The sequence below is a fragment of the Thauera terpenica 58Eu genome (genome assembly GCF_000443165.1).
In the GTDB taxonomy this organism is placed as follows: domain Bacteria; phylum Pseudomonadota; class Gammaproteobacteria; order Burkholderiales; family Rhodocyclaceae; genus Thauera; species Thauera terpenica.
On the sequence record NZ_ATJV01000035.1, the window covers coordinates 50,328 to 68,278 of the forward strand.

18 protein-coding genes are annotated in these 17,951 nt (G+C 64.9%); 14 read left to right on the forward strand and 4 right to left on the reverse strand.

Annotation, left to right across the window (positions count from 1 at the left end):
* Window positions 1-2: 2 nt before the first annotated feature.
* Window positions 3-800: a 2-(1,2-epoxy-1,2-dihydrophenyl)acetyl-CoA isomerase PaaG gene (gene paaG / locus M622_RS24240; protein ID WP_021248155.1), complete on the reverse strand. Its 798-nt coding sequence runs from the start codon at window positions 798-800 to the stop codon at window positions 3-5.
* Window positions 801-809: 9 nt separating this feature from the next.
* Complete coding sequence (gene paaN, locus M622_RS24245) at window positions 810-2,477, reverse strand: phenylacetic acid degradation protein PaaN (protein WP_021248156.1); 1,668 nt, start codon at window positions 2,475-2,477, stop codon at window positions 810-812.
* 466 nt (window positions 2,478-2,943) lie between these two features.
* On the opposite strand from paaN, the gene paaX reads away from it, so the two are divergent.
* The gene (paaX, locus tag M622_RS24250) at window positions 2,944-3,894 is read left to right on the forward strand and encodes a phenylacetic acid degradation operon negative regulatory protein PaaX (protein WP_021248157.1); all 951 of its coding nucleotides are present in this window, start codon (window positions 2,944-2,946) and stop codon (window positions 3,892-3,894) included.
* 24 nt (window positions 3,895-3,918) lie between these two features.
* Here the strand turns inward: paaX and paaY are convergent, their stop codons facing one another.
* Complete coding sequence (gene paaY, locus M622_RS24255; protein WP_021248158.1) at window positions 3,919-4,536, reverse strand: phenylacetic acid degradation protein PaaY; 618 nt, start codon at window positions 4,534-4,536, stop codon at window positions 3,919-3,921.
* Window positions 4,537-4,616: 80 nt separating this feature from the next.
* Here paaY and M622_RS24260 point away from each other — a divergent pair, with 80 nt between their 5' ends.
* The 6 genes from M622_RS24260 to M622_RS24285 all read left to right on the forward strand — a co-directional run bounded on the left by M622_RS24260 (window position 4,617) and on the right by M622_RS24285 (window position 11,265).
* Window positions 4,617-5,438 carry an IclR family transcriptional regulator gene (locus M622_RS24260; RefSeq protein WP_021248159.1) on the forward strand — a complete coding sequence of 274 codons (822 nt, stop codon included), beginning with the start codon at window positions 4,617-4,619 and terminating at the stop codon, window positions 5,436-5,438.
* 307 nt (window positions 5,439-5,745) lie between these two features.
* Window positions 5,746-6,894: an ABC transporter substrate-binding protein gene (locus M622_RS24265; RefSeq protein ID WP_021248160.1), complete on the forward strand. Its 1,149-nt coding sequence runs from the start codon at window positions 5,746-5,748 to the stop codon at window positions 6,892-6,894.
* 115 nt (window positions 6,895-7,009) lie between these two features.
* Window positions 7,010-8,047: a branched-chain amino acid ABC transporter permease gene (locus M622_RS24270; RefSeq protein WP_031346304.1), complete on the forward strand. Its 1,038-nt coding sequence runs from the start codon at window positions 7,010-7,012 to the stop codon at window positions 8,045-8,047.
* Complete coding sequence (locus tag M622_RS24275) at window positions 8,044-9,837, forward strand: branched-chain amino acid ABC transporter ATP-binding protein/permease (protein WP_021248162.1); 1,794 nt, start codon at window positions 8,044-8,046, stop codon at window positions 9,835-9,837. Before M622_RS24270 ends, M622_RS24275 begins: the two co-directional genes overlap by 4 nt.
* Window positions 9,838-9,848: 11 nt before the next feature.
* The gene (locus M622_RS24280; protein WP_021248163.1) at window positions 9,849-10,637 is read left to right on the forward strand and encodes an ABC transporter ATP-binding protein; all 789 of its coding nucleotides are present in this window, start codon (window positions 9,849-9,851) and stop codon (window positions 10,635-10,637) included.
* Between the two features lie 34 nt (window positions 10,638-10,671).
* Window positions 10,672-11,265, forward strand: a complete 594-nt coding sequence (locus M622_RS24285) for a hemerythrin domain-containing protein (protein ID WP_021248164.1) — start codon at window positions 10,672-10,674, stop codon at window positions 11,263-11,265.
* An 86-nt stretch (window positions 11,266-11,351) separates the two neighbouring features.
* On the opposite strand, the gene M622_RS24290 is transcribed toward M622_RS24285, so the two are convergent.
* Entirely contained in the window at window positions 11,352-11,933 is a 582-nt protein-coding gene (locus tag M622_RS24290) for a phasin family protein (RefSeq protein ID WP_021248165.1), read from the reverse strand.
* 136 nt (window positions 11,934-12,069) lie between these two features.
* Here M622_RS24290 and M622_RS24295 point away from each other — a divergent pair, with 136 nt between their 5' ends.
* From M622_RS24295 to M622_RS24325, 7 genes are all read left to right on the forward strand, one after another.
* Window positions 12,070-12,729: a methyltransferase family protein gene (locus M622_RS24295; protein WP_021248166.1), complete on the forward strand. Its 660-nt coding sequence runs from the start codon at window positions 12,070-12,072 to the stop codon at window positions 12,727-12,729.
* 8 nt (window positions 12,730-12,737) lie between these two features.
* On the forward strand, window positions 12,738-13,838 hold the full coding sequence (locus tag M622_RS24300) for a VanZ family protein (protein WP_031346305.1): 1,101 nt from the start codon (window positions 12,738-12,740) through the stop codon (window positions 13,836-13,838).
* Window positions 13,839-13,902: 64 nt separating this feature from the next.
* Window positions 13,903-14,226, forward strand: coding sequence for a (2Fe-2S) ferredoxin domain-containing protein (locus M622_RS24305; RefSeq protein WP_021248168.1), 324 nt, complete (start codon window positions 13,903-13,905; stop codon window positions 14,224-14,226).
* Complete coding sequence (locus tag M622_RS24310; protein WP_021248169.1) at window positions 14,223-14,888, forward strand: alpha/beta hydrolase; 666 nt, start codon at window positions 14,223-14,225, stop codon at window positions 14,886-14,888. Before M622_RS24305 ends, M622_RS24310 begins: the two co-directional genes overlap by 4 nt.
* A gap of 166 nt (window positions 14,889-15,054) precedes the next feature.
* A complete protein-coding gene (gene cutA, locus M622_RS24315) occupies window positions 15,055-15,381 on the forward strand; it encodes a divalent-cation tolerance protein CutA (protein ID WP_021248170.1) in 327 nt (108 codons plus the stop codon).
* A 72-nt stretch (window positions 15,382-15,453) separates the two neighbouring features.
* The gene (dsbD, locus tag M622_RS24320; protein WP_021248171.1) at window positions 15,454-17,274 is read left to right on the forward strand and encodes a protein-disulfide reductase DsbD; all 1,821 of its coding nucleotides are present in this window, start codon (window positions 15,454-15,456) and stop codon (window positions 17,272-17,274) included.
* Between the two features lie 52 nt (window positions 17,275-17,326).
* Window positions 17,327-17,941 (forward strand): riboflavin synthase, encoded by a 615-nt coding sequence (locus M622_RS24325; protein ID WP_021248172.1) that lies wholly within the window; start codon window positions 17,327-17,329, stop codon window positions 17,939-17,941.
* Window positions 17,942-17,951 lie beyond the last annotated feature (10 nt).

Consider the following 17,951-nt stretch of genomic DNA (forward strand, 5'->3'; position numbering starts at 1 on the left):
GCTCATTGCCCGGTGAACTTCGGTGCGCGCTTTTCCATGAAGGCGGCGACGCCTTCGGCGTAATCCGGACTCCAACCCAGCTCACGCATGAAGCCCCCTTCGAAGGAAAGCTGTTGCTCGAGGGTGTGGCTGGCGGCCGCGTGCATGGCCTGGCGGGTACGTACCAGAGCCTTGGTTGGCATGGCAGCGAGTTGCGCCGCCATTGCGTCGACCTTGGCGCTGAATTCGGCGTCCTCGTAAGCGGCCCAGATCAGGCCCCAGTCGGCGGCTTTTTCGGCGGGTAGCTTGTCGGCCAGCATGGCCAACCCGATCGCCCGCGCCATGCCGACACGTTGCGGCAGGAACCAGGTGCCGCCGGTATCCGGAATCAGGCCGACCTTGCTGAAGGCCTGGAGGAAGGACGCCGACTTGGTCGCCACCACCAGATCGCAGGCCAGGGCCACGCTGGCACCGGCGCCGGCGGCGATGCCGTTGACCGCGGCGATGGTGGGCACGCGCAGGTTCTGCAGGCGCAGGATGAGGGGCTTGTAGTTGTTCTCGACCACATTGCCGATGTCAGCCAGGCGCCCGTCGGGCAGCGCCGACATCTCGGGGTCGGCCAGATCCTGACCGGCACAGAAGGCGCGCCCTGCGCCACTGAGCACCAGCACGCGCACCGAGCCATCGGCTTGAATGCGGTCCAGGGCGTCACGCAACTCGGCATGCATCTCGCCGGTGAAGCTGTTGAGCTTGTCCGGGCGGCTCAGTGTCAGGCGTGCAATGCCGCCTTCTGTCGAGTAGAGGATGTTGCGGTAGTCCATGTTCACTCCTCAGACGTGATAGCGACGCTGGACGACGCGGAAGCGGTTGGCGACGAAGGCCGAGTCCGAGTAGGACGCGTTGGCCGCCGGGTTGCCGCCGGTGCCGTGGTAGTCGGAGAAGGCCGCGGATTGATTGACGAACACGCCACTGGTGAGGTTGATCGACAGCGCGACCTTGCCCCGCCAGGTGGCTTCGGTCATGGCGTCGATGACCTCGCGCCGGGTCGAATACACACCCACGGTGAGGGCGCCATGGACCGTCACTGCACGCTCGGACAAGGCGATTGCAGCGGCCGTGTCGGCAGCCTTGACGATGAAGCTGATCGGGCCGAAGCGCTCTTCCATGAAGGCCTGCTCATCAGCCGCATCGCAGGCCAGCAGCACTGGCGTGCGCACCTTTGCAGCCGGAAATTCCGGGTTTTCCAGCGCCTTCGAGGCGAGCACGACCTTGCCCAAGGCACCGCTGTTGGCGATGTCGATGCGTTCGACCGTATCGGCAGACTGGATCGCGCCCAGCACGGCATGCGCGACCTCGGGCTTGGACAGGAAACGCTCGACGGCTTTGGCCAGGTCGGCGCAGAACTCGTCGTAGGTCTTGTGCCCTTCGTCGGTGTCGATGCCGCCGGACGGAACGACGATGACCTGCGTCGTGGTGCACATCTGACCCGAGAACAGCGACAAGGTGAAAGCCAGGTTACCCAGCATGGCCTTGTAGGCGTCGGTGGAGTCGATGACGATGTTGTTGACCCCTGCCAGCTCGGCATAGACCTGAGCCTGGCGCGCGTTTTCGATCAACCACTGGCCAAATACGTTGCTGCCGGTGAAGTCGATCGACTTGACTGCCGCATGGGTTGCGAGCGCCTGGGTGACGGTGCGCTGGGTGGCGACGCACAGACTCACCAGGTTGGGGTCGACGCCGTTCTCGGCGAGCACGGCGCGGATCGTGCGCACGGTGATGGCCGCCGGCAGGATGGCGTTGCTGTGCGCCTTGACGATCACCGGGTTGCCGGTGGACAGGGTGGCGAACAGGCCCGGATAGGTGTTCCAGGTCGGGAAGGTGCCGCAACCGATGACCAGGCCCACACCGCGACCGACGATCTGGTAGTGCTTCTTCATGACCAGCGCCGGGTTCTTGCCCTGCGGCTTTTCCCAGGTGGTCTCGGTGGGCACGAAGCTCTGCTCGCGCCAGGCGTAGGTGACGGCCTCGAGGCCGCGGTCCTGGGCGTGCGGCCCACCCGCCTGAAAGGCCATCATCCAGCCCTGGCCGGAGGTCATCATGACCGCATGCGCGATCTCGAAACTTTGCTTGTTGAGGCGATCGAGAATCTCCAGACAGATGCCGATGCGCCCATCGGCACCCACCGCCTGCCAGGACTTCGCGGCCGCATTGGCAGCGTCGATCAGGGCTTCGGGCTCACACACCGGATAGCTGACATCAAGCGCGACACCGTAGGGCGACACTTCCCCGCCATGCCAGCCGGTCTGGCCAGGCTGCTCGAGCTCGAAGCGCTTGCCCAGATGGGCCTCGAAAGCACGCTTGCCGTCCTGCGGCGCAGTCTCGCCATACAGCTTGGGGCTGGGCATTTCAGCATAGGGTGACCAGTAGCCGCGGGTGGCGATGGCACTGAGCGCGCCCTCCAGCGTTGCGCGATGCTTTTCAAGCAGGGGGTGGGTCATTCGTCTCTCTCCGGGTGACTGATTCTGGGCATAACGATACAAATCGCTCAATACGCTGTCAATACGTGTATCTCATTCATGAGCGTAAAACCGCCTCTATTACTCTATACAGAACTGATTTTCACATTAAAAATGTGATTTAAATTAATTAGTTAGCTCATCATTTTTAACCCTAAAAGAATATTTATCTTGCTGTTAATTGTTTTGGGAATCCTACACCGCAGGCCTACGTGATACCAATTTGTGCTGTTTTCTTTTTATTTAGTATCGTTTTTTCACAGCGTGAAAATTGTTGCTGCGCTGCCATCCCTGTCTCAATGCAGGCGCCTCACATCGACCCGCAGGTCCACTACAAGCACCAGGCTGAAGCTCGACGCGCTCATTGAACACCGCCCCGACGCTGTACGGATGACGACGAAATCGCTAGACTTCTGGCCCCCCATCCGCAGCCCCCGATGACGCCCGCGTGTCGACTCCCATCCAGCAACGCATCGACGAATTTCGCCGCCAGGACCGCATCCGCGCGGCAGCACTGATCATTTCGGTGTTCGGAGACGCGGTCGTGCCGCGCGGAGGACGCATCTGGCTGGGAAGCCTGATTCGCCTGCTCGAAACCCTGGGCCTGAATGACCGCCTGGTGCGCACTTCGGTTTTTCGCCTCGCACGCGATGAATGGCTGCAAAGCGAACCCTGCGGCAGACGCACCAACTACCTGCTCACCCCATCCGGGTTACAACGCATCGAAGAGGTATCACGCCTTGTGTACGCCTCCGCGACGCCGCAATGGGATCGGCGCTGGCGACTCATCATCAGCGTTGGTGAGCTTGCCGCCAAGGACCGCGAGCGCTTGCGCAGGGCCCTGTTCTGGCAAGGCTTCGGGGTCCTGAACGGTGACTGCTTCGTGCACCCCAGCGCCAATCTGATCAGCGCCTTCGATACGCTAGTGGCGGAAGGGCTGGGCGAATTCGTGCATAAACTGAAGCCGCTGATGGCGGCCGATGCCGCACCGGGAACCGCGGCCAGTGACGCGGAAATGGTGCGCCACGCATGGAACCTTGAGCACCTCGCACAAACCTATCTGCGCTTCGTGGACCGCTATCAGCCTGCGCTGACACAGCTACGCGATGGTGCAGGGGATCTCAGTGACGAAGACGCCTTCTTGCTGCGCGTGCTGCTGATTCACGACTATCGTCGCCTGCTGCTGCGCGACCCCGCCTTGCCGGACGTCCTGCTCCCGAGCAACTGGCCCGGCCACAAGGCGCGCCAGCTGTGCCGCGAGCTCTATCGCCGCCTGCTCACGGCCTCCGAGCGCCACCTCGACAACCATCTGCAACTCGCCGACGGACACGCGCCCGAGGCCTCTACGCGCCTGCTCGAGCGCTTTCAGGACGCTGATCCCTTGCTCGACGAGGCTTGAGCCTCGACTGGCGCAGCGCGCGGTTCAGTCATCCTTGTTGCGCAAGGCCACCAGCGGCACCACTTCGGGCATATGGATGCGCTTGCGCCCCGGCTCGACGGCGAGCAGGGGTACGGTTTCCTCCATCGTCGCCAGCGAGCGCCGCGCGAGATCCTGATAGGTCGCCGTACCCGCGCTCTTCCAACGCACCTCTTCGTCCGACAAGGCGCGAATCACCTTCGCTGGCATGCCGGCAACCAGCACCCGCGGCGGGATCTCCATCCCCGCCTTGACGAAAGCTGATGCGGCCACGATGGACGACTCGCCAATCACGGCGTTATCCATGATCACCGCGTTCATGCCGATGAGCGCGTTGCGCCCCACCCTACAACCGTGCAGCACCGCCCCGTGGCCGATATGCCCATCCTCTTCCACCACCGTATCGGTGCCGGGAAAGCCATGCATGACGCAGGTGTCCTGCAGGTTGGATCCTCGCTCAAGGATCAGCCGGCCAAAATCGCCGCGCAGACTTGCGCACGGTCCGACGTAGCAGTCGGGCCCGACAATGACGTCACCGATCAGCACCGCCGATGGATGCACGTAAGCGCTCGGGTCAACCACCGGTACGATGCCGTCGATGGCATAGACCTTTAAGCGGGTCATTGCTGTTCTCCTTGAAATTGGCTTATGTTACATATAAAGAAATGGCTTCTTCAATAAGAAATTTTGATCCGGAACGAATCATGAACGACGAACTGGAAGGAAAGCATGGCGTACAGTCGCTCGAGGTTGGCATCAGCATCCTGCGAGCGATGGCTGCTGGCAAGCGCTCGATGATGCTCAAGGACATCGCACTGGCTGCAGACATGCCGCCGTCCAAGGCACACCGCTACCTTGTCAGTCTGATCCGCACCGGCCTGGTGGAACAGGACCGGCTCACATCTCGTTATGACCTCGGTCCTTTCGCACTCAATCTGGGGCTGGTGGCACTCGATCGCGTCGACCGCATCCGCCTCGGCCTGGCCGCAATCACCGACTTGCGCGATGTCACCAATGAAACCATCGCCCTTGCAGTATGGAACGACAACGGCCCGGTGATCGTGCGCTGGGAGCGTCCGCGCAAGCCGATCACGGTCAACGTGCTCACCGGCACCAATCTCCGTCTATTGAGCTCGGCCGCGGGCCGGGTGTTCAGCGCCTGGCTGCCCGAAGCCCAGACCGAAGCCACGCTCCGCCAGGAAATCGAGTCCGGCAAGGCACCCGCGGACATCCGCACGCTCGAGGATGCGCGCCACCTGCTCGCGGATGTGCGCAAGCAAGGTATCGCCGTCATTTCCCGGCATTACTTCGCCCGCAACGTGGAGGCCGCCGCGGTTCCGGTATTCAACTTCAAGAACGAAATCGCCATGGCGATCGCCATCGTCGGCGTCAAAGACACGCTGGACCTTGAGACCGGAAGCTCCACTCTTGCCGCGCTGCGCCAGGCCGGGCGCGCCCTTTCGGTTCGACTCGGCGCCACCATCTCGTCCGACACTGCCGCGGACCCCGCTCCCAGCTCCGATTGAAGCCTGGGGCGTGGCCACACCAAGCCCCAGGCACGAGCGCGCAGCACGAGCATGCCGCCTTCCACTCAGGCGATGAAGCACGTGATCCTGCCGATCCGATACATTTTTTTGTGTTGACGGACCCTTTTGTATCATTTCTAATAAGCAGAACGAGTTCTGTATTTCAGAATACTCGCCACCAAGAACCCCAAGCCCACTCAGCCCCATCGCAAACGCAGTCACAAGATGCGACACGGCTGGAGCGGCACACCAAAGACAAGCCGGGCACAAGGTCCCGGCATCTTGTTGAATCACTGGAGGAGACACCATGAAGCTACGTAACACTTTGCTGGCCGCCATCGGCCTCGCTTTCGCCGCCACCGCCGCACACGCCGAACTGAAGGTCGGCGTCGTACTGTCCGCCACCGGCCCCGCCGCCTCGCTGGGCATCCCGGAAAAAAACTCGATCGCGCTGCTGCCGACGACCATCGGCGGTGAAAGCGTGAGCTACATCGTGCTCGACGACGCCTCCGACACCACCACGGCGGTCAAGAACGCACGCAAGCTCGTTGATGAGGAAAAAGTCGACGTCATCATCGGCTCGACCACCAGCCCGGCATCGCTGGCAATGATCGACGTCGCCGCCGAAACGCAGACGCCGATGATCTCGATGGCCGCCTCGGCACGCATCGTCTCGCCGATGGACGACAAGAAGCGCTGGATCTTCAAGACACCGCAGAACGATCTGCAGATGGCATCGGCGATCATCGCCCACATGACCGCCAACAAGGTCAAGAAGGTGTCCTTCATTGGCTTCGCCAATGCCTATGGCGAGGGCTGGTACGAACAGTTCAAGAAGCAGGCCGATGCGCAGGGCATCGAAATCGCCGCCAACGAGCGCTTCAACCCGGCCGACACCTCGGTCACGGGCCAGGCCCTGAAGTTGATGTCCGCCAAGCCTGACGCCATTTTCATTGCCGGTTCGGGCACGCCGGCGGCACTGCCGCAAAAGGCACTCCGTGAGCGCGGCTACAAAGGCCCGATCTACCAGACCCACGGCGTGGCCAACAACGACTTCCTGCGCATTTGCGGCAAGGACTGCGAAGGCACCTTGCTTCCCGTCGGTCCGTTGCAGATGGCCCGCAGCCTGCCCGACAGCAATCCAGTGAAGGCCAGTGCGCTGGTCTATGTCGAGAAATACGAGGCCGCCCATGGCGAGGGCTCGATTTCGAGCTTCGGTGGCTACGCATGGGATGCCGGCGTGCTGCTCCAGGCGGCCGTGCCGACTGCGCTGAAGGCAGCCAAGCCGGGTACGCCCGAGTTCCGCGCCGAACTGCGCAATGCCCTCGAAGGCGTCAAGGAGGCGGCTGGTGCGACCGGTATCTACACCATGAGCGCCGAAGACCATCTGGGTCTTGACGAGCGCTCACGCGTGATGATCGAGATCCGCAACGGCGAATGGTCGCTGCTGAAGTAATCCTCTGCTGAAGGCGTGAGCGCAGTAGCGCTCACGCCTTCATGCCGGCGACGCCGGCGCGACAAATCGAATCTATACGCTGGCCGGTGACGTCCAGCGCGGACGGGGCTTATCCATGGATATGGAAATTGCACTGATTCTGGGCCAGGACGGCATCACCAACGGCGCGATTTACGCGCTGCTGGCGCTGGCACTGGTGCTGGTGTTCGCAGTGACACGGGTGATCTTCATCCAGCAAGGCGAGTTCGTGGCCTACGGCGCACTCACGCTGGCGATGATGCAAGGCGGCACGGTCCCCGCCACCGTGTGGCTGCTGCTGGTGATGGGGGTGCTGGTGACCGCACTCGACGGCAGCGCCGCCTTGCGCGCGGGCCAGGTGCGGCGTGCCGCAGCGGTGGCGGGCTGGAACCTCGTTTATCCGCTCGCGCTGCTGGCCGTGCTCGCCGGGCTGCCGGTCAATGAGCTGCCGCTGGCCGTGCAAGTGCTGCTCACGCTGGGCGTGGTGGTGCCCCTGGGGCCGATGATGTATCGCCTCATGTACCAGCCGATTGCCTCCGCACCCGTGCTCATCCTGCTCATCGTGTCGGTGGCGCTGCATATCACGATGGTCGGTCTGGGGCTGCTGTTCTTCGGCGCCGAAGGCCAGCGCACGCCCGCATTCAGCGACGCCAGCTTCGATCTGGGGCCGCTCATGATCAGCGGGCAGACGCTGTGGGTGCTGGCGGTCTCGTCCCTGCTCATCGTCGCGCTCTACCAGTTCTTCGAGCGCACGCTGTACGGCAAGGCCCTGCGCGCGACCGCGATCAACCGCGTGGGCGCGCGCCTGATGGGCATCTCGCCCACGCTCGCAGGCAAGCTCACCTTCTTTCTCGCCGCCTTCATCGGGGCGCTGTCGGGGGTGCTGATCGCCCCCATCACCACCATCTATTACGACACCGGCTTCCTGATCGCGCTCAAGGGCTTCGTGGCGGCCATCATCGGCGGCTTGGCGAGCTACCCGGTCGCTGCGCTCGGCGCACTCATCGTGGGTTTACTCGAGGCCTTCGCCTCGTTCTGGGCCAGTGCCTACAAGGAAGTCATCGTCTTTACCCTGATCATCCCGGTGCTGTTGTGGCGCTCCTTGAATAGCCGCCATGTGGAGGAAGAAGAATGAGGCCCGATCGACTGCTGCTGGGCGGCTTCATGGTGCTGCTGCTGGTGGTGCCTGTGGTGCTCTCACCGTATTACGTCACCTTGCTCAACTACATTGGTCTGTATGCCATGGTGGCGCTGGGCCTGGTGCTGCTCACCGGCGTGGGCGGGCTCACCAGCTTTGGCCAGGCCGCCTTCGTCGGCCTGGGGGCCTACACCACGGCGGCGCTCACCACCGCCACCGACTTGCCCACCTGGCTGGCCTGGGTGGGCACTTCGCCCTGGCTCACGCTCGTGGCCGGGCTGCTGATCACCGCCACGGTGGCGATCATCCTCGGCTCGCTGACGCTGAAGCTGTCGGGTCACTTCCTGCCGCTGGGCACGATCGCCTGGGGCATCAGCCTGTATTACCTGTTCGGCACCATGCAAAGCCTGGGCGGGCACACCGGCATCAGCGGCGTGCCGCCGATCTCGCTCTTTGGCTGGGAGCTCGACGAGGGCGGCGAGATCTACTACTTGATCTGGGTCTTCCTGCTGGTGGCGATGCTGACCACCCACAACCTGCTCGATTCGCGCGAGGGGCGTGCCATCCGCGCGCTCAAGGGTGGGCGCGTGATGGCCGAGGCGATGGGCGTGGATACGGCGCGCGCACGCATGATCATCTTCGTCATCGCCGCGCTCCACGCCTGTGCCTCGGGCTGGCTCTACGCCCACATGCAACGCTTCATCAACCCGACCCCGTTCGGTGTGCATATCGGCATCGAGTATCTGTTCATGGCGGTCATCGGTGGCGCCGGTCATGTGTGGGGCGCCGTCGTCGGTGCGGGCCTGATCACCGTGCTCAAGCAGTGGCTGCAGGATTGGCTGCCACGCCTGCTGGGCGCGAGCGGCAACTTCGAGATGATCGTGTTCGGTGGCCTGATGGTGCTGGTGCTGCATCGCGCCCGCGAAGGTCTGTGGCCGATCCTGCGCAAGCTGGTGCCGGTGCGCGTGGCACCCAAGAAGATCGACGCGAACGCCGAGGCGCTGCCGCGACGCACCCTGCCCCAGGCCGGTGAGCTGATCCTCGAAGCCAAGGATGTGACGCGCAAGTTCGGCGGCCTGGTGGCCAACAACAACATGAGCCTGCAGGTCAGGGCGGGCGAGATCCTGGCCCTGATCGGCCCCAATGGCGCGGGCAAGAGCACCATGTTCAACCAGATCTCGGGCGTCGACACGCCCACCTCGGGCGAGGTCCTGTTCATGGGCGCGCCGGTGGCAGGGCGCGACTCGCGCGAGATCGCCCGCATGGGCATGAGCCGCACCTTTCAGCACGTGAAGCTGTTGCCGACGATGTCGGTGCTGGAGAACGTGGCCATCGGCGCTCACCTCAGAAGCGACAAGGGCGTGCTCAGTTCGGCCTGGCGCCTCGATCGCACGGAAGAAGCGCGCATCCTCAAGGAGGCGGCCTACCAGATCGAGCGCGTTGGCCTCACCGAGTTCATGTACGAGGAAGCGGGCAGTCTGGCGCTGGGCCAGCAGCGCATCCTGGAGATCGCGCGCGCGCTGTGCGCCGACCCCTGTCTGTTGCTGCTCGATGAGCCGGCCGCGGGTCTGCGCTTCAAGGAAAAGGAGGCGCTCGGTGAGTTGCTCAAGAAGCTGCGTGCCGAAGGCATGGCAACGCTGATCGTGGAGCACGACATGGACTTCGTGATGGGCCTGGTGGATCGGGTGGTGGTGATGGAGTTCGGACAGAAGATTGCCGAAGGCCTGCCTGACGAAGTGCAACAAGACCCCGCGGTGCTCGAGGCCTATCTGGGCGGCGTGGATTGAGGACGGATGCCATGACACAGACTTCCATCACAACGCCGGGCAACACGGGTGCGCTGAACCCGGTGCTCGAGATCAAGGACCTCACCGTGTCCTACGGCAAGGTCGAGGCCCTCACCAATGCCAGCCTGACCGTGGGCGAGGGTCAGATCGTCACCGTGATCGGGCCCAACGGCGCGGGCAAGACGACGATGCTCTCGGCCATCATGGGTGTGCTCGGCTCCAAGGGTGAGGTGAGCTTCGATGGCACGCTCGAGATCGTGCCCGAGGTCGAGCACATGGTCGCGCGCGGCATGACCCTGGTGCCGGAAAAGCGTGAGCTCTTCGGCGAGATGAGCGTCGAGGACAACCTCACCCTGGGTGCCTTTCAGCGCTACCGCATGGGCAAGCGCGACCAGGCGCAGACGCTCGAAGAGGTGTACGCGCTGTTTCCGCGCCTCAAGGAGCGCCGCGACCAGGCTGCGGGCACGATGTCGGGCGGTGAGCGCCAGATGCTGGCCGTGGGCCGTGCGCTGATGGCCAAGCCCAAGCTGTTGATGCTCGATGAGCCCAGCCTGGGGCTGGCGCCGCTGATCGTGCGCGAGATCTTTCGCATCATCGCCGAGCTGCGCCGGCGCGGGGTGTCCATCCTGCTCGTCGAGCAGAACGCGCGCGCCGCCCTGCAGGTGGCCGACTATGCTTACGTGCTCGAGACCGGCCAGATCGCCATGCAAGGTCCGGCGCACGAACTCGCCGACGATCCGCGCGTCATCGAAGCCTACCTGGGACTGGGCGGCAAGCATCAGGCGATGCTGTCGACCTGAACCCGCCCCACACCGAAAAAAAGGACACCCTGCCATGGAAGCGATGCGCATCCTGATGGACGAGCACCAGTCGCTGGCGGCGATCATTCACGCCATCCGTCACATGATCAAGGAGATCGGCGCCGGCCGCCTGCAGCCCGACTTCAAGCTGCTCGCGGCGATGGTGCACTACCTCGACGCCTACCCCGAAAAGCGCCATCACCCCAAAGAAGACGCCTACCTGTTCGCGCCGCTGCGCGCGCGCACCCGCGACGCCGACGCGGTGCTCGACAAGCTCGAGGCCGAGCACGCCGACGCCGATGCGCGCATCGCGGTGCTCGAGGCCGCCGTCAAGCACTACGCCAGCGGCGCAGCCGACGGCTTCGACAGCTTCCGCACCGCCTTCGACACCTACGCGAGCTTCTATCGCAGCCACATGCTCACCGAAGAGCGCGAGGTGCTGCCGCTGATCCGCAAGCACTTCACCGCCGAGGACTGGGCCCACGCCAACGCCGGCTTCATCATCGACGACCCCATGCACGGCACCCGTGCGCAGGATGATGAAGACTTCAGCCGCGTCTTCTCCAAACTGGTCGCCTCCGCACCCGCCCCGATCGGATTCGGGGCCGGACCCTACAAGGACGACTGAAGCCGCAGTGCTCGTGCTCGGTGCTCGTGTAAACGCAAAAAGGCCAGCCTCGTGAGCTGGCCTTTTTGCACTAGCAAAGACCCTGATCAGGCAGCGGTCTTGAGCATCGTAACGGTTGCCTTGGTGCCCTTATTGACCGCATCGACAGCGGCAGCGGCAGCCTGATCGGCGTTGGTCTGAGCTGCTTCGGACACTTGCTTGGCGAGCTGAGTCGCGCTCTCGAAGGCCGACGAGGTATTCACCACCACGGTCTTGAGCGCCTGCACGGCGAAGTCCGATCCCATCGGCGCATTGCGGTTGAGCCCTTCAAGGGTGACGATGACGCCTTGCAGCCACTGCGCCATGCCCACTTCGACCTGCTTGAGCAGTTCGGTCTGTGCGCGCGTGCTGATCTCGGCGACGGTCCTGGCGTAGGTGAAGCCTTTCTGCAGCGACGGCGTGATGGTGGCCAGTTGCAGCTCGACCAGCGCCTTCGGGTCACGTACGGCAAGCATGGACTGGCTCAGCGCGACCGCGTCGTCCATCATCGAACGGGCGGTGTTCAGGTTCAGCGCGGTGAGGTGTTCGGCGACGGCCATCAGGCTGTCACTGGCGGCAGACAGCTCGCTGACACGGGCTTCAGCAGTAGTCTTGAGGGTGGCGATCATTTTCTCGGGGGTGGCGTTCATGCTGTGCTCCTGTTTTGTGGTTACCCTGCATCGGTGCGTGGGGTGTATGGGTCTATGTTGCACTGCAACATAAAACAATGCAAGCTCAATTCCCGTTTGGGGTGATTTTCTTTCCATCCAAGCCGAAGGCCTTCCGATGACGCTGAGCGCAAACCAGATCGTCATTCTCCTGCTGAGCTGGCTGGGCTATGCCGTGCTGCATTCGCTGCTCGCCGCCCTGGGCTTCAAACGCTGGCTGCTGACGCGCTGGCCAGACCTGGGGCCCGCCTACCGTCTGGCGTTCAACGTGCTTGCGGTGGTGCTGCTCATCCCGCCGCTGTGGCTGACCATGGCCTGGAGTGGAGCGCTGCTGTGGGCCTGGAGCGGCGCCTGGGCGTGGCTGGCGAACGCGCTCGCGCTCGCCGCGGTGGCGGGCTTCGTGTGGTCGACGCGCTACTACGACATGGCGGTGTTCTCCGGCAGCGCGCAGTGGCACAGTCGCCACCGCGGCGCGGAAGACCCGGGCGGCCTGCGACTGTCGCCGCTGCACCGCTACGTGCGCCATCCTTGGTACAGCCTCGGCCTGCTCATCCTGTGGACGCGCGACATGGACGAAGCGCGCCTGATCAGCACGCTGTGCATCACGCTCTACCTGTGGCTGGGCTCGCTGCTCGAGGAGCGCAAGCTGCTCGCCTTCCATGGCGAAGCCTACGCGCGCTATCGCGCGCGCGTCGCCGGCCTGATTCCGCTGCCCGGCCACATCCTCAGTGCGCAGGAGGCGCAGGCGCTGTGCCGCCTGCCGCCGCGCGCCGACTGAGCCCCACGATGGGTCGCACAAGGTCCACCTCGCTGGCACGCAACCTCGCCCTCGCCTACGCGCTGCTGATCGCCTACGCCTGCCTGCACCCCCTGAGCGGCTGGCGCATGAGCGGCCTGCCGCTGTTCGACTACCTGCTCGCCCCGTGGCCCAGATACTTCATCCTCGAAGACCTGCTGTTCAACATCCTGGGCTATCTCCCGTTCGGCTTTCTCGCCGCCGCCGCCCTGCCTGCCACAGTGTCGGCCTGGCGCGGCGTGGTGCAGGTCACCGTGCTCGCGGCGCTGCTGAGCCTGGGTCTGGAAACTGCACAGAACCTGTTGCCCACGCGCGTTGCCAGCAACCTCGACCTCGGCGGCAACATCGGCGGGGCGTTCCTGGGCGCGGCGCTGGGGGTGCGCTGGGGCCAGGCCTGGTTTGGGGCGCGCGGCTTCGTCCACCGCTGGCGCAGCGACTGGATCATCGCCGGACGCAGCGGCGAGGCCGGTCTGATCCTGCTCGGGCTATGGTTGCTGGGCCAGCTCAGTGCCACTGACCTGCTGTTTTCCAGTGGCGATCTGCGCAGCCTGCTCGGCATCGATGCACCACTGCCATTCAGCGCCGAGCGCTTCATCGCCTTCGACACCGCATTGACGGTCACCTCCATGCTCTCCATCGGCCTGTTCGCGCGCTGCATGATGCGCGCACGCAGCCCGCTCCCGATTGTGCTGCTGCTGGCGCTGGGCATAGGCGCCAAAACCCTGGCCAGCGCCACCTTCTTCGAGCCCGGAGCACCGCTGGGCTGGCTCACGCCGGGCGCCGAGCGCGGCCTCGCCATGGGCAGCGCCCTGCTCGTGGCCGCGCTGCTGCTGCCCCGGCTGCTGCAACACTCGCTCGCCGGCAGCGCCCTGCTGGCCGCCACCGCGCTCGTCAATCTGATGCCGGAGAACCCTTATCTGGCCTACAACCAGAGTCTCGCCCAGTTCAGCAACGTGCTCAACTTTCACGGCCTGACCGCGCTCGTCGACAGCCTGTGGCCCTTCCTCGCCCTCGCCTACCTGTCGGCGCTGGGGCTGTGGCGTGGTGAGCACCTCGCCGCACGCCCGGGCAAGGCCGTGCGCAACCTATAATCGACCCTTCCACTGCAACCCCTTCTGACGGCGCGCACTGTGCGCCGCCCCTGCGCGAGGCACCATGAGCTACTTCAAACATCACGTCTTCTTTTGCTGCAACCAGCGCAACGCCGGCGATACCTGTTGCAACAACCACCAGGCCAGCGCACTGCAGACCTACGCCAAGGAACGCAGCGCCGCACTCGGCCTCAAGGGCAAGGGCAGCGTGCGGGTGAACACGGCCGGCTGCCTGGGCCGTTGCGATGACGGCCCGGTGCTGGTGGTGTACCCGGACAACGTCTGGTACACCTACGTGGACAAGGAAGACATCGATGACATCATCGACAACCATCTGCTGCATGGCCGCATCGTCGAGCGCCTGCGCCTGCCGGAGGACGCCGCATGACGCGCACGCCGCCCACTGAATCCGCCCTTCTGCGCGGCGCCGAAGGCCACATCGAAGTCCTCATCGATGCGCCCGAAAGCGTGCGCGGCGTCGCGCTCGTGTGTCACCCCCACCCCTTGTTTGGCGGCGCCAACACCAACAAGGTGGCGCACACTCTGGCGCGCAGCTTCCGCGACCTCGGCTTCGCCGCAATCCGCCCCAATTTCCGCGGCGTGGGCCAGAGCGCGGGCGAGCATGACGAAGGCAATGGCGAAACCGAAGACATGCTGTCGGTGATCACCTGGGCGCAATCGCGCTGGGGCAGCATGCCGCTGGCGCTGGCCGGGTTTTCCTTCGGCGGCTACGTGCAGACGCGCATCGCCAACCGTCTCGCCAACGGCATCGCACCACCGCGCCAGCTCGTCCTGGTGGGCATGGCGGCCGGCGAAACCACCGGTAGCGCGCGCCACTACGAGACGCCACCGGTGCCGAAAAACATGCCTACCCTGCTCATCCACGGTGAGAACGACGAAACCGTGGCCCTCACCAACGTGCTCGACTGGGCGCGCCCGCAGGAGTTACCGGTGATTGTGGTGCCAGGCGCCGACCATTTCTTCCACGGCAAGCTGCACCTGATCCGCGATCTCGTCGCGCGCAACGTACACCGCGCCGATGAGCACTGAGCGGCGCTGAGGCGCAAGTACCCGAACCCCGCGCGGCGATGTGGATCCCGTGGTACACCCTGACGTGCACCCGGACGCGGATTCCCTGCGCGCTGCCCAGCCCGCCCCTCAGCAAACCCCGCAGCAAGTCCGGGGACACACCCGCCCCACCCGCCGGAGAGCCGCCATGGCCGACACGCTTCTCGTTATGACCACGGTGCCCGACGCCGACTGCGCCCATGCGCTGGCGAATGCGCTTGTCGAGGCCGGGCTGGCCGCCTGCGTGAACATCCTCGCGCCCTGTCGCTCGGTCTATCGCTGGCAGGGCGCCGTCGACAGCGCGCACGAGCTGCCACTCATGATCAAGACCACCGCAGCACGCTATGCCGCGCTCGAAGCGGCGATCCTCAGCCTCCACCCCTACGAACTTCCCGAGATCATCGCGGTCCCTGTGGGGCCGGGCTTGCCAGCCTATCTCGACTGGGTCGCGGCTGAAGTCGCTCCCCGTACCTGATATCGGCCTGCCTTGCGCCCTTTCCCTTTCGCCCTCTCTCATGCCCCACCCACCCCGAACGCGAAGAATACGATGCACCGCCTGCTGATCCTGCTTTCGCTGCTCGCCAGCCTGCTGCTGCCGAGCCTGTCGCATGCCGACCCCATCGCACCCGAAAAGGCCTTTGCGCTCAGCGCCCAGGCACTGGACGCCGAGACCGTGGAGGTGGTGTTCAAGATCGCGAAGGGCTATTACCTCTACGGCGACAAGTTCCGCTTCGAATCCGAGCCTGCCGGCATCGGCTTCGGCACGCCTGACAAGCCCGTCGGCAAGACCCACAAGGACGACTTCTTCGGCGAGGTGGAAACCCATCGCGGCGAATTGCGCATCCTGCTACCGGTGCAGGCGGGCGCGGACCTGAGCCGCTTCGATCTCATCGCCACCAGTCAGGGCTGCTGGGACGGCGGCATCTGCTATCCACCGACCACCCAGATCGCCGCGATCGATCTCAGCGCACCACCGCTAAAGGCCGCCACTGGCTTCCTCGACAAGCTGCGCAACGGTGAGCTGAGCTCCGCTTCGTCCTCATCGCCCTCCGCCGAGGCGGAGGGCGCTGGCGTTTCCGGTGACGAAAGCGGCGACATCGCCAGCCTGCTCGCCGGTGCCAGCGTGCCGCTGGTCCTGCTCAGCTTCTTCGGCTTCGGCCTGCTGCTGGCGTTCACGCCCTGCACCTTCCCGATGATCCCCATCCTCTCGGGCATCATCGTCGGCCAGGGCCACCGCGTGTCACACCTGCGCGCCTTCATGCTGTCACTGGCCTACGTGCTGGGCATGGCCATCACCTACGCGCTCGCCGGCGTCGCCGCCGGCCTCACCGGCACGATGCTGTCGGCCGCGCTGCAGAACGTGTGGGTGCTGGGCAGTTTCGCCTTTGTTTTCGTGCTGCTGTCGCTGTCGATGTTCGGCTTTTACGAGCTCCAACTGCCGTCTTCCCTGCAAAGCCGGCTGGCCAGCAGCAGCAGTCACAAGCAAGGCGGCAGCCTCGGTGGCGTGGCCATCATGGGCGTGCTGTCAGCACTCATCGTCGGCCCCTGTGTCGCCGCGCCACTGGCGGGCGCCCTGCTCTACATCGCCCAGACCGGCGATGCGGTGCTCGGCGGCTGGGCCTTGTTCGTGATGGCACTGGGCATGGGTGCGCCCTTGCTCGCCGTGGGCGTGGCCTCGCGCAGCCTGTTGCCCAAGGTCGGGCCGTGGATGGAGGGGGTCAAGAAGGCCTTCGGCGTGATGTTGCTGGCGGTCGCGCTGTGGATGCTGGACCCGGTGATCCCGGCGCTGGCGACCATGTTGGGCTGGGCGGCTCTGCTCGTGTTCTCGGCCATCTTCCTGCACGCGCTCGACCCGCTGCCGCCGCAGGCCAAGGGCTGGGCGCGCTTCTGGAAGGGCGTGGGTGTGGTGCTCCTGCTCAGTGGCGCCGCCATGCTCATCGGCGCGCTGGCCGGCTCGCGTGACCCGCTGCAGCCGCTGGCGGTGCTGCGCGCGCAGGCGAGCGTGGCCACGACGCTGCCCACATTCGACAAGGTCGGCTCCATCGCCGAGCTCGACGCACGGCTCCAGGCCACCGACCGCCCGGTGATGCTCGATTTCTACGCCGACTGGTGCGTGTCGTGCAAGGAAATGGAGCGCTTCACCTTCAGCGACCCTCGGGTCGCCGAGCGCATGGGGCGCATGCTGCTGCTCAAGGCCGACGTCACCGCCAACAGCGCCGAGCACAAGGCCTTGCTCCAGCGCTTCGGTCTGTTCGGCCCACCCGGCATCATCTTCTTCGACGCCGCCGGCGCCGAGCGCAAGGGCTTGCGCGTAGTGGGTTTCATGAAAGCCGAGCCCTTTGCCACGGTGCTCGAGCGCGCCCTTTAGGGCCGCTTTTTCACCTACAATCCCGCCTTTCCCCTTACGGTTCAAACCCTTCATGTTCTCCGGCATCGTCGCGGCCGTTGGTCGCATCGAACACATCGAGCCGCTCGCAGACGGCATCCGTCTGAGCGTGGACACCCCTGGCCTTGACCTCTCCGACGTCATCCTCGGCGACAGCATCGCCCACAGCGGCGTGTGCCTGACCGTGGTCGCCATCGACGGCCAGCAGCTCAAGTATGACGTCTCGCGCGAGACCCTGAACTGCACCGTCGGGCTGGACAAGGTCGGCACTGAAGTCAATCTCGAGAAGGCGCTGCGCCTGGCCGACCGCCTCGGCGGCCACCTCGTCACCGGTCATGTGGATGGGGTCGGCGAGGTGCTGAAGTTCGAGCCCGTGGGCGAGAGCCACGAACTGATCGTGCGCGCACCCGCGGCCATTGCCGGCTACATCGCAAAGAAGGGCTCGATCACGATCAACGGCGTCAGCCTGACGGTGAATGCCGTCACTGCGCGCGATTTCTCGATCAATCTCATCCCGCACACGGTGGCGATGACCAACCTCAAGCACCTGCGCCCGGGCAGCATGGTCAATCTCGAGATCGACCTCATCGCCCGCTACGTCGAGCGCATGCTCGCCTGGCGCAGTGAACAGGACGTCGCGCCCGCCTGAAGCCCCACCC

Excerpts from the sequence above, each read along its gene's own strand:
- paaG (WP_021248155.1), bottom strand. The coding sequence starts at position 800 with ATGGACTACCGCAACATCCTCTACTCGACAGAAGGCGGCATTGCACGC.
- paaN (WP_021248156.1), bottom strand. The coding sequence starts at position 2,477 with ATGACCCACCCCCTGCTTGAAAAGCATCGCGCAACGCTGGAGGGCGCG.
- paaY (WP_021248158.1), bottom strand. The coding sequence starts at position 4,536 with ATGACCCGCTTAAAGGTCTATGCCATCGACGGCATCGTACCGGTGGTT.
- M622_RS24260 (WP_021248159.1), top strand. The coding sequence starts at position 4,617 with ATGAACGACGAACTGGAAGGAAAGCATGGCGTACAGTCGCTCGAGGTT.
- M622_RS24265 (WP_021248160.1), top strand. The coding sequence starts at position 5,746 with ATGAAGCTACGTAACACTTTGCTGGCCGCCATCGGCCTCGCTTTCGCC.
- M622_RS24270 (WP_031346304.1), top strand. The coding sequence starts at position 7,010 with ATGGATATGGAAATTGCACTGATTCTGGGCCAGGACGGCATCACCAAC.
- M622_RS24275 (WP_021248162.1), top strand. The coding sequence starts at position 8,044 with ATGAGGCCCGATCGACTGCTGCTGGGCGGCTTCATGGTGCTGCTGCTG.
- M622_RS24280 (WP_021248163.1), top strand. The coding sequence starts at position 9,849 with ATGACACAGACTTCCATCACAACGCCGGGCAACACGGGTGCGCTGAAC.
- M622_RS24285 (WP_021248164.1), top strand. The coding sequence starts at position 10,672 with ATGGAAGCGATGCGCATCCTGATGGACGAGCACCAGTCGCTGGCGGCG.
- M622_RS24290 (WP_021248165.1), bottom strand. The coding sequence starts at position 11,933 with ATGAACGCCACCCCCGAGAAAATGATCGCCACCCTCAAGACTACTGCT.
- M622_RS24295 (WP_021248166.1), top strand. The coding sequence starts at position 12,070 with ATGACGCTGAGCGCAAACCAGATCGTCATTCTCCTGCTGAGCTGGCTG.
- M622_RS24300 (WP_031346305.1), top strand. The coding sequence starts at position 12,738 with ATGGGTCGCACAAGGTCCACCTCGCTGGCACGCAACCTCGCCCTCGCC.
- M622_RS24305 (WP_021248168.1), top strand. The coding sequence starts at position 13,903 with ATGAGCTACTTCAAACATCACGTCTTCTTTTGCTGCAACCAGCGCAAC.
- M622_RS24310 (WP_021248169.1), top strand. The coding sequence starts at position 14,223 with ATGACGCGCACGCCGCCCACTGAATCCGCCCTTCTGCGCGGCGCCGAA.
- cutA (WP_021248170.1), top strand. The coding sequence starts at position 15,055 with ATGGCCGACACGCTTCTCGTTATGACCACGGTGCCCGACGCCGACTGC.
- dsbD (WP_021248171.1), top strand. The coding sequence starts at position 15,454 with ATGCACCGCCTGCTGATCCTGCTTTCGCTGCTCGCCAGCCTGCTGCTG.
- M622_RS24325 (WP_021248172.1), top strand. The coding sequence starts at position 17,327 with ATGTTCTCCGGCATCGTCGCGGCCGTTGGTCGCATCGAACACATCGAG.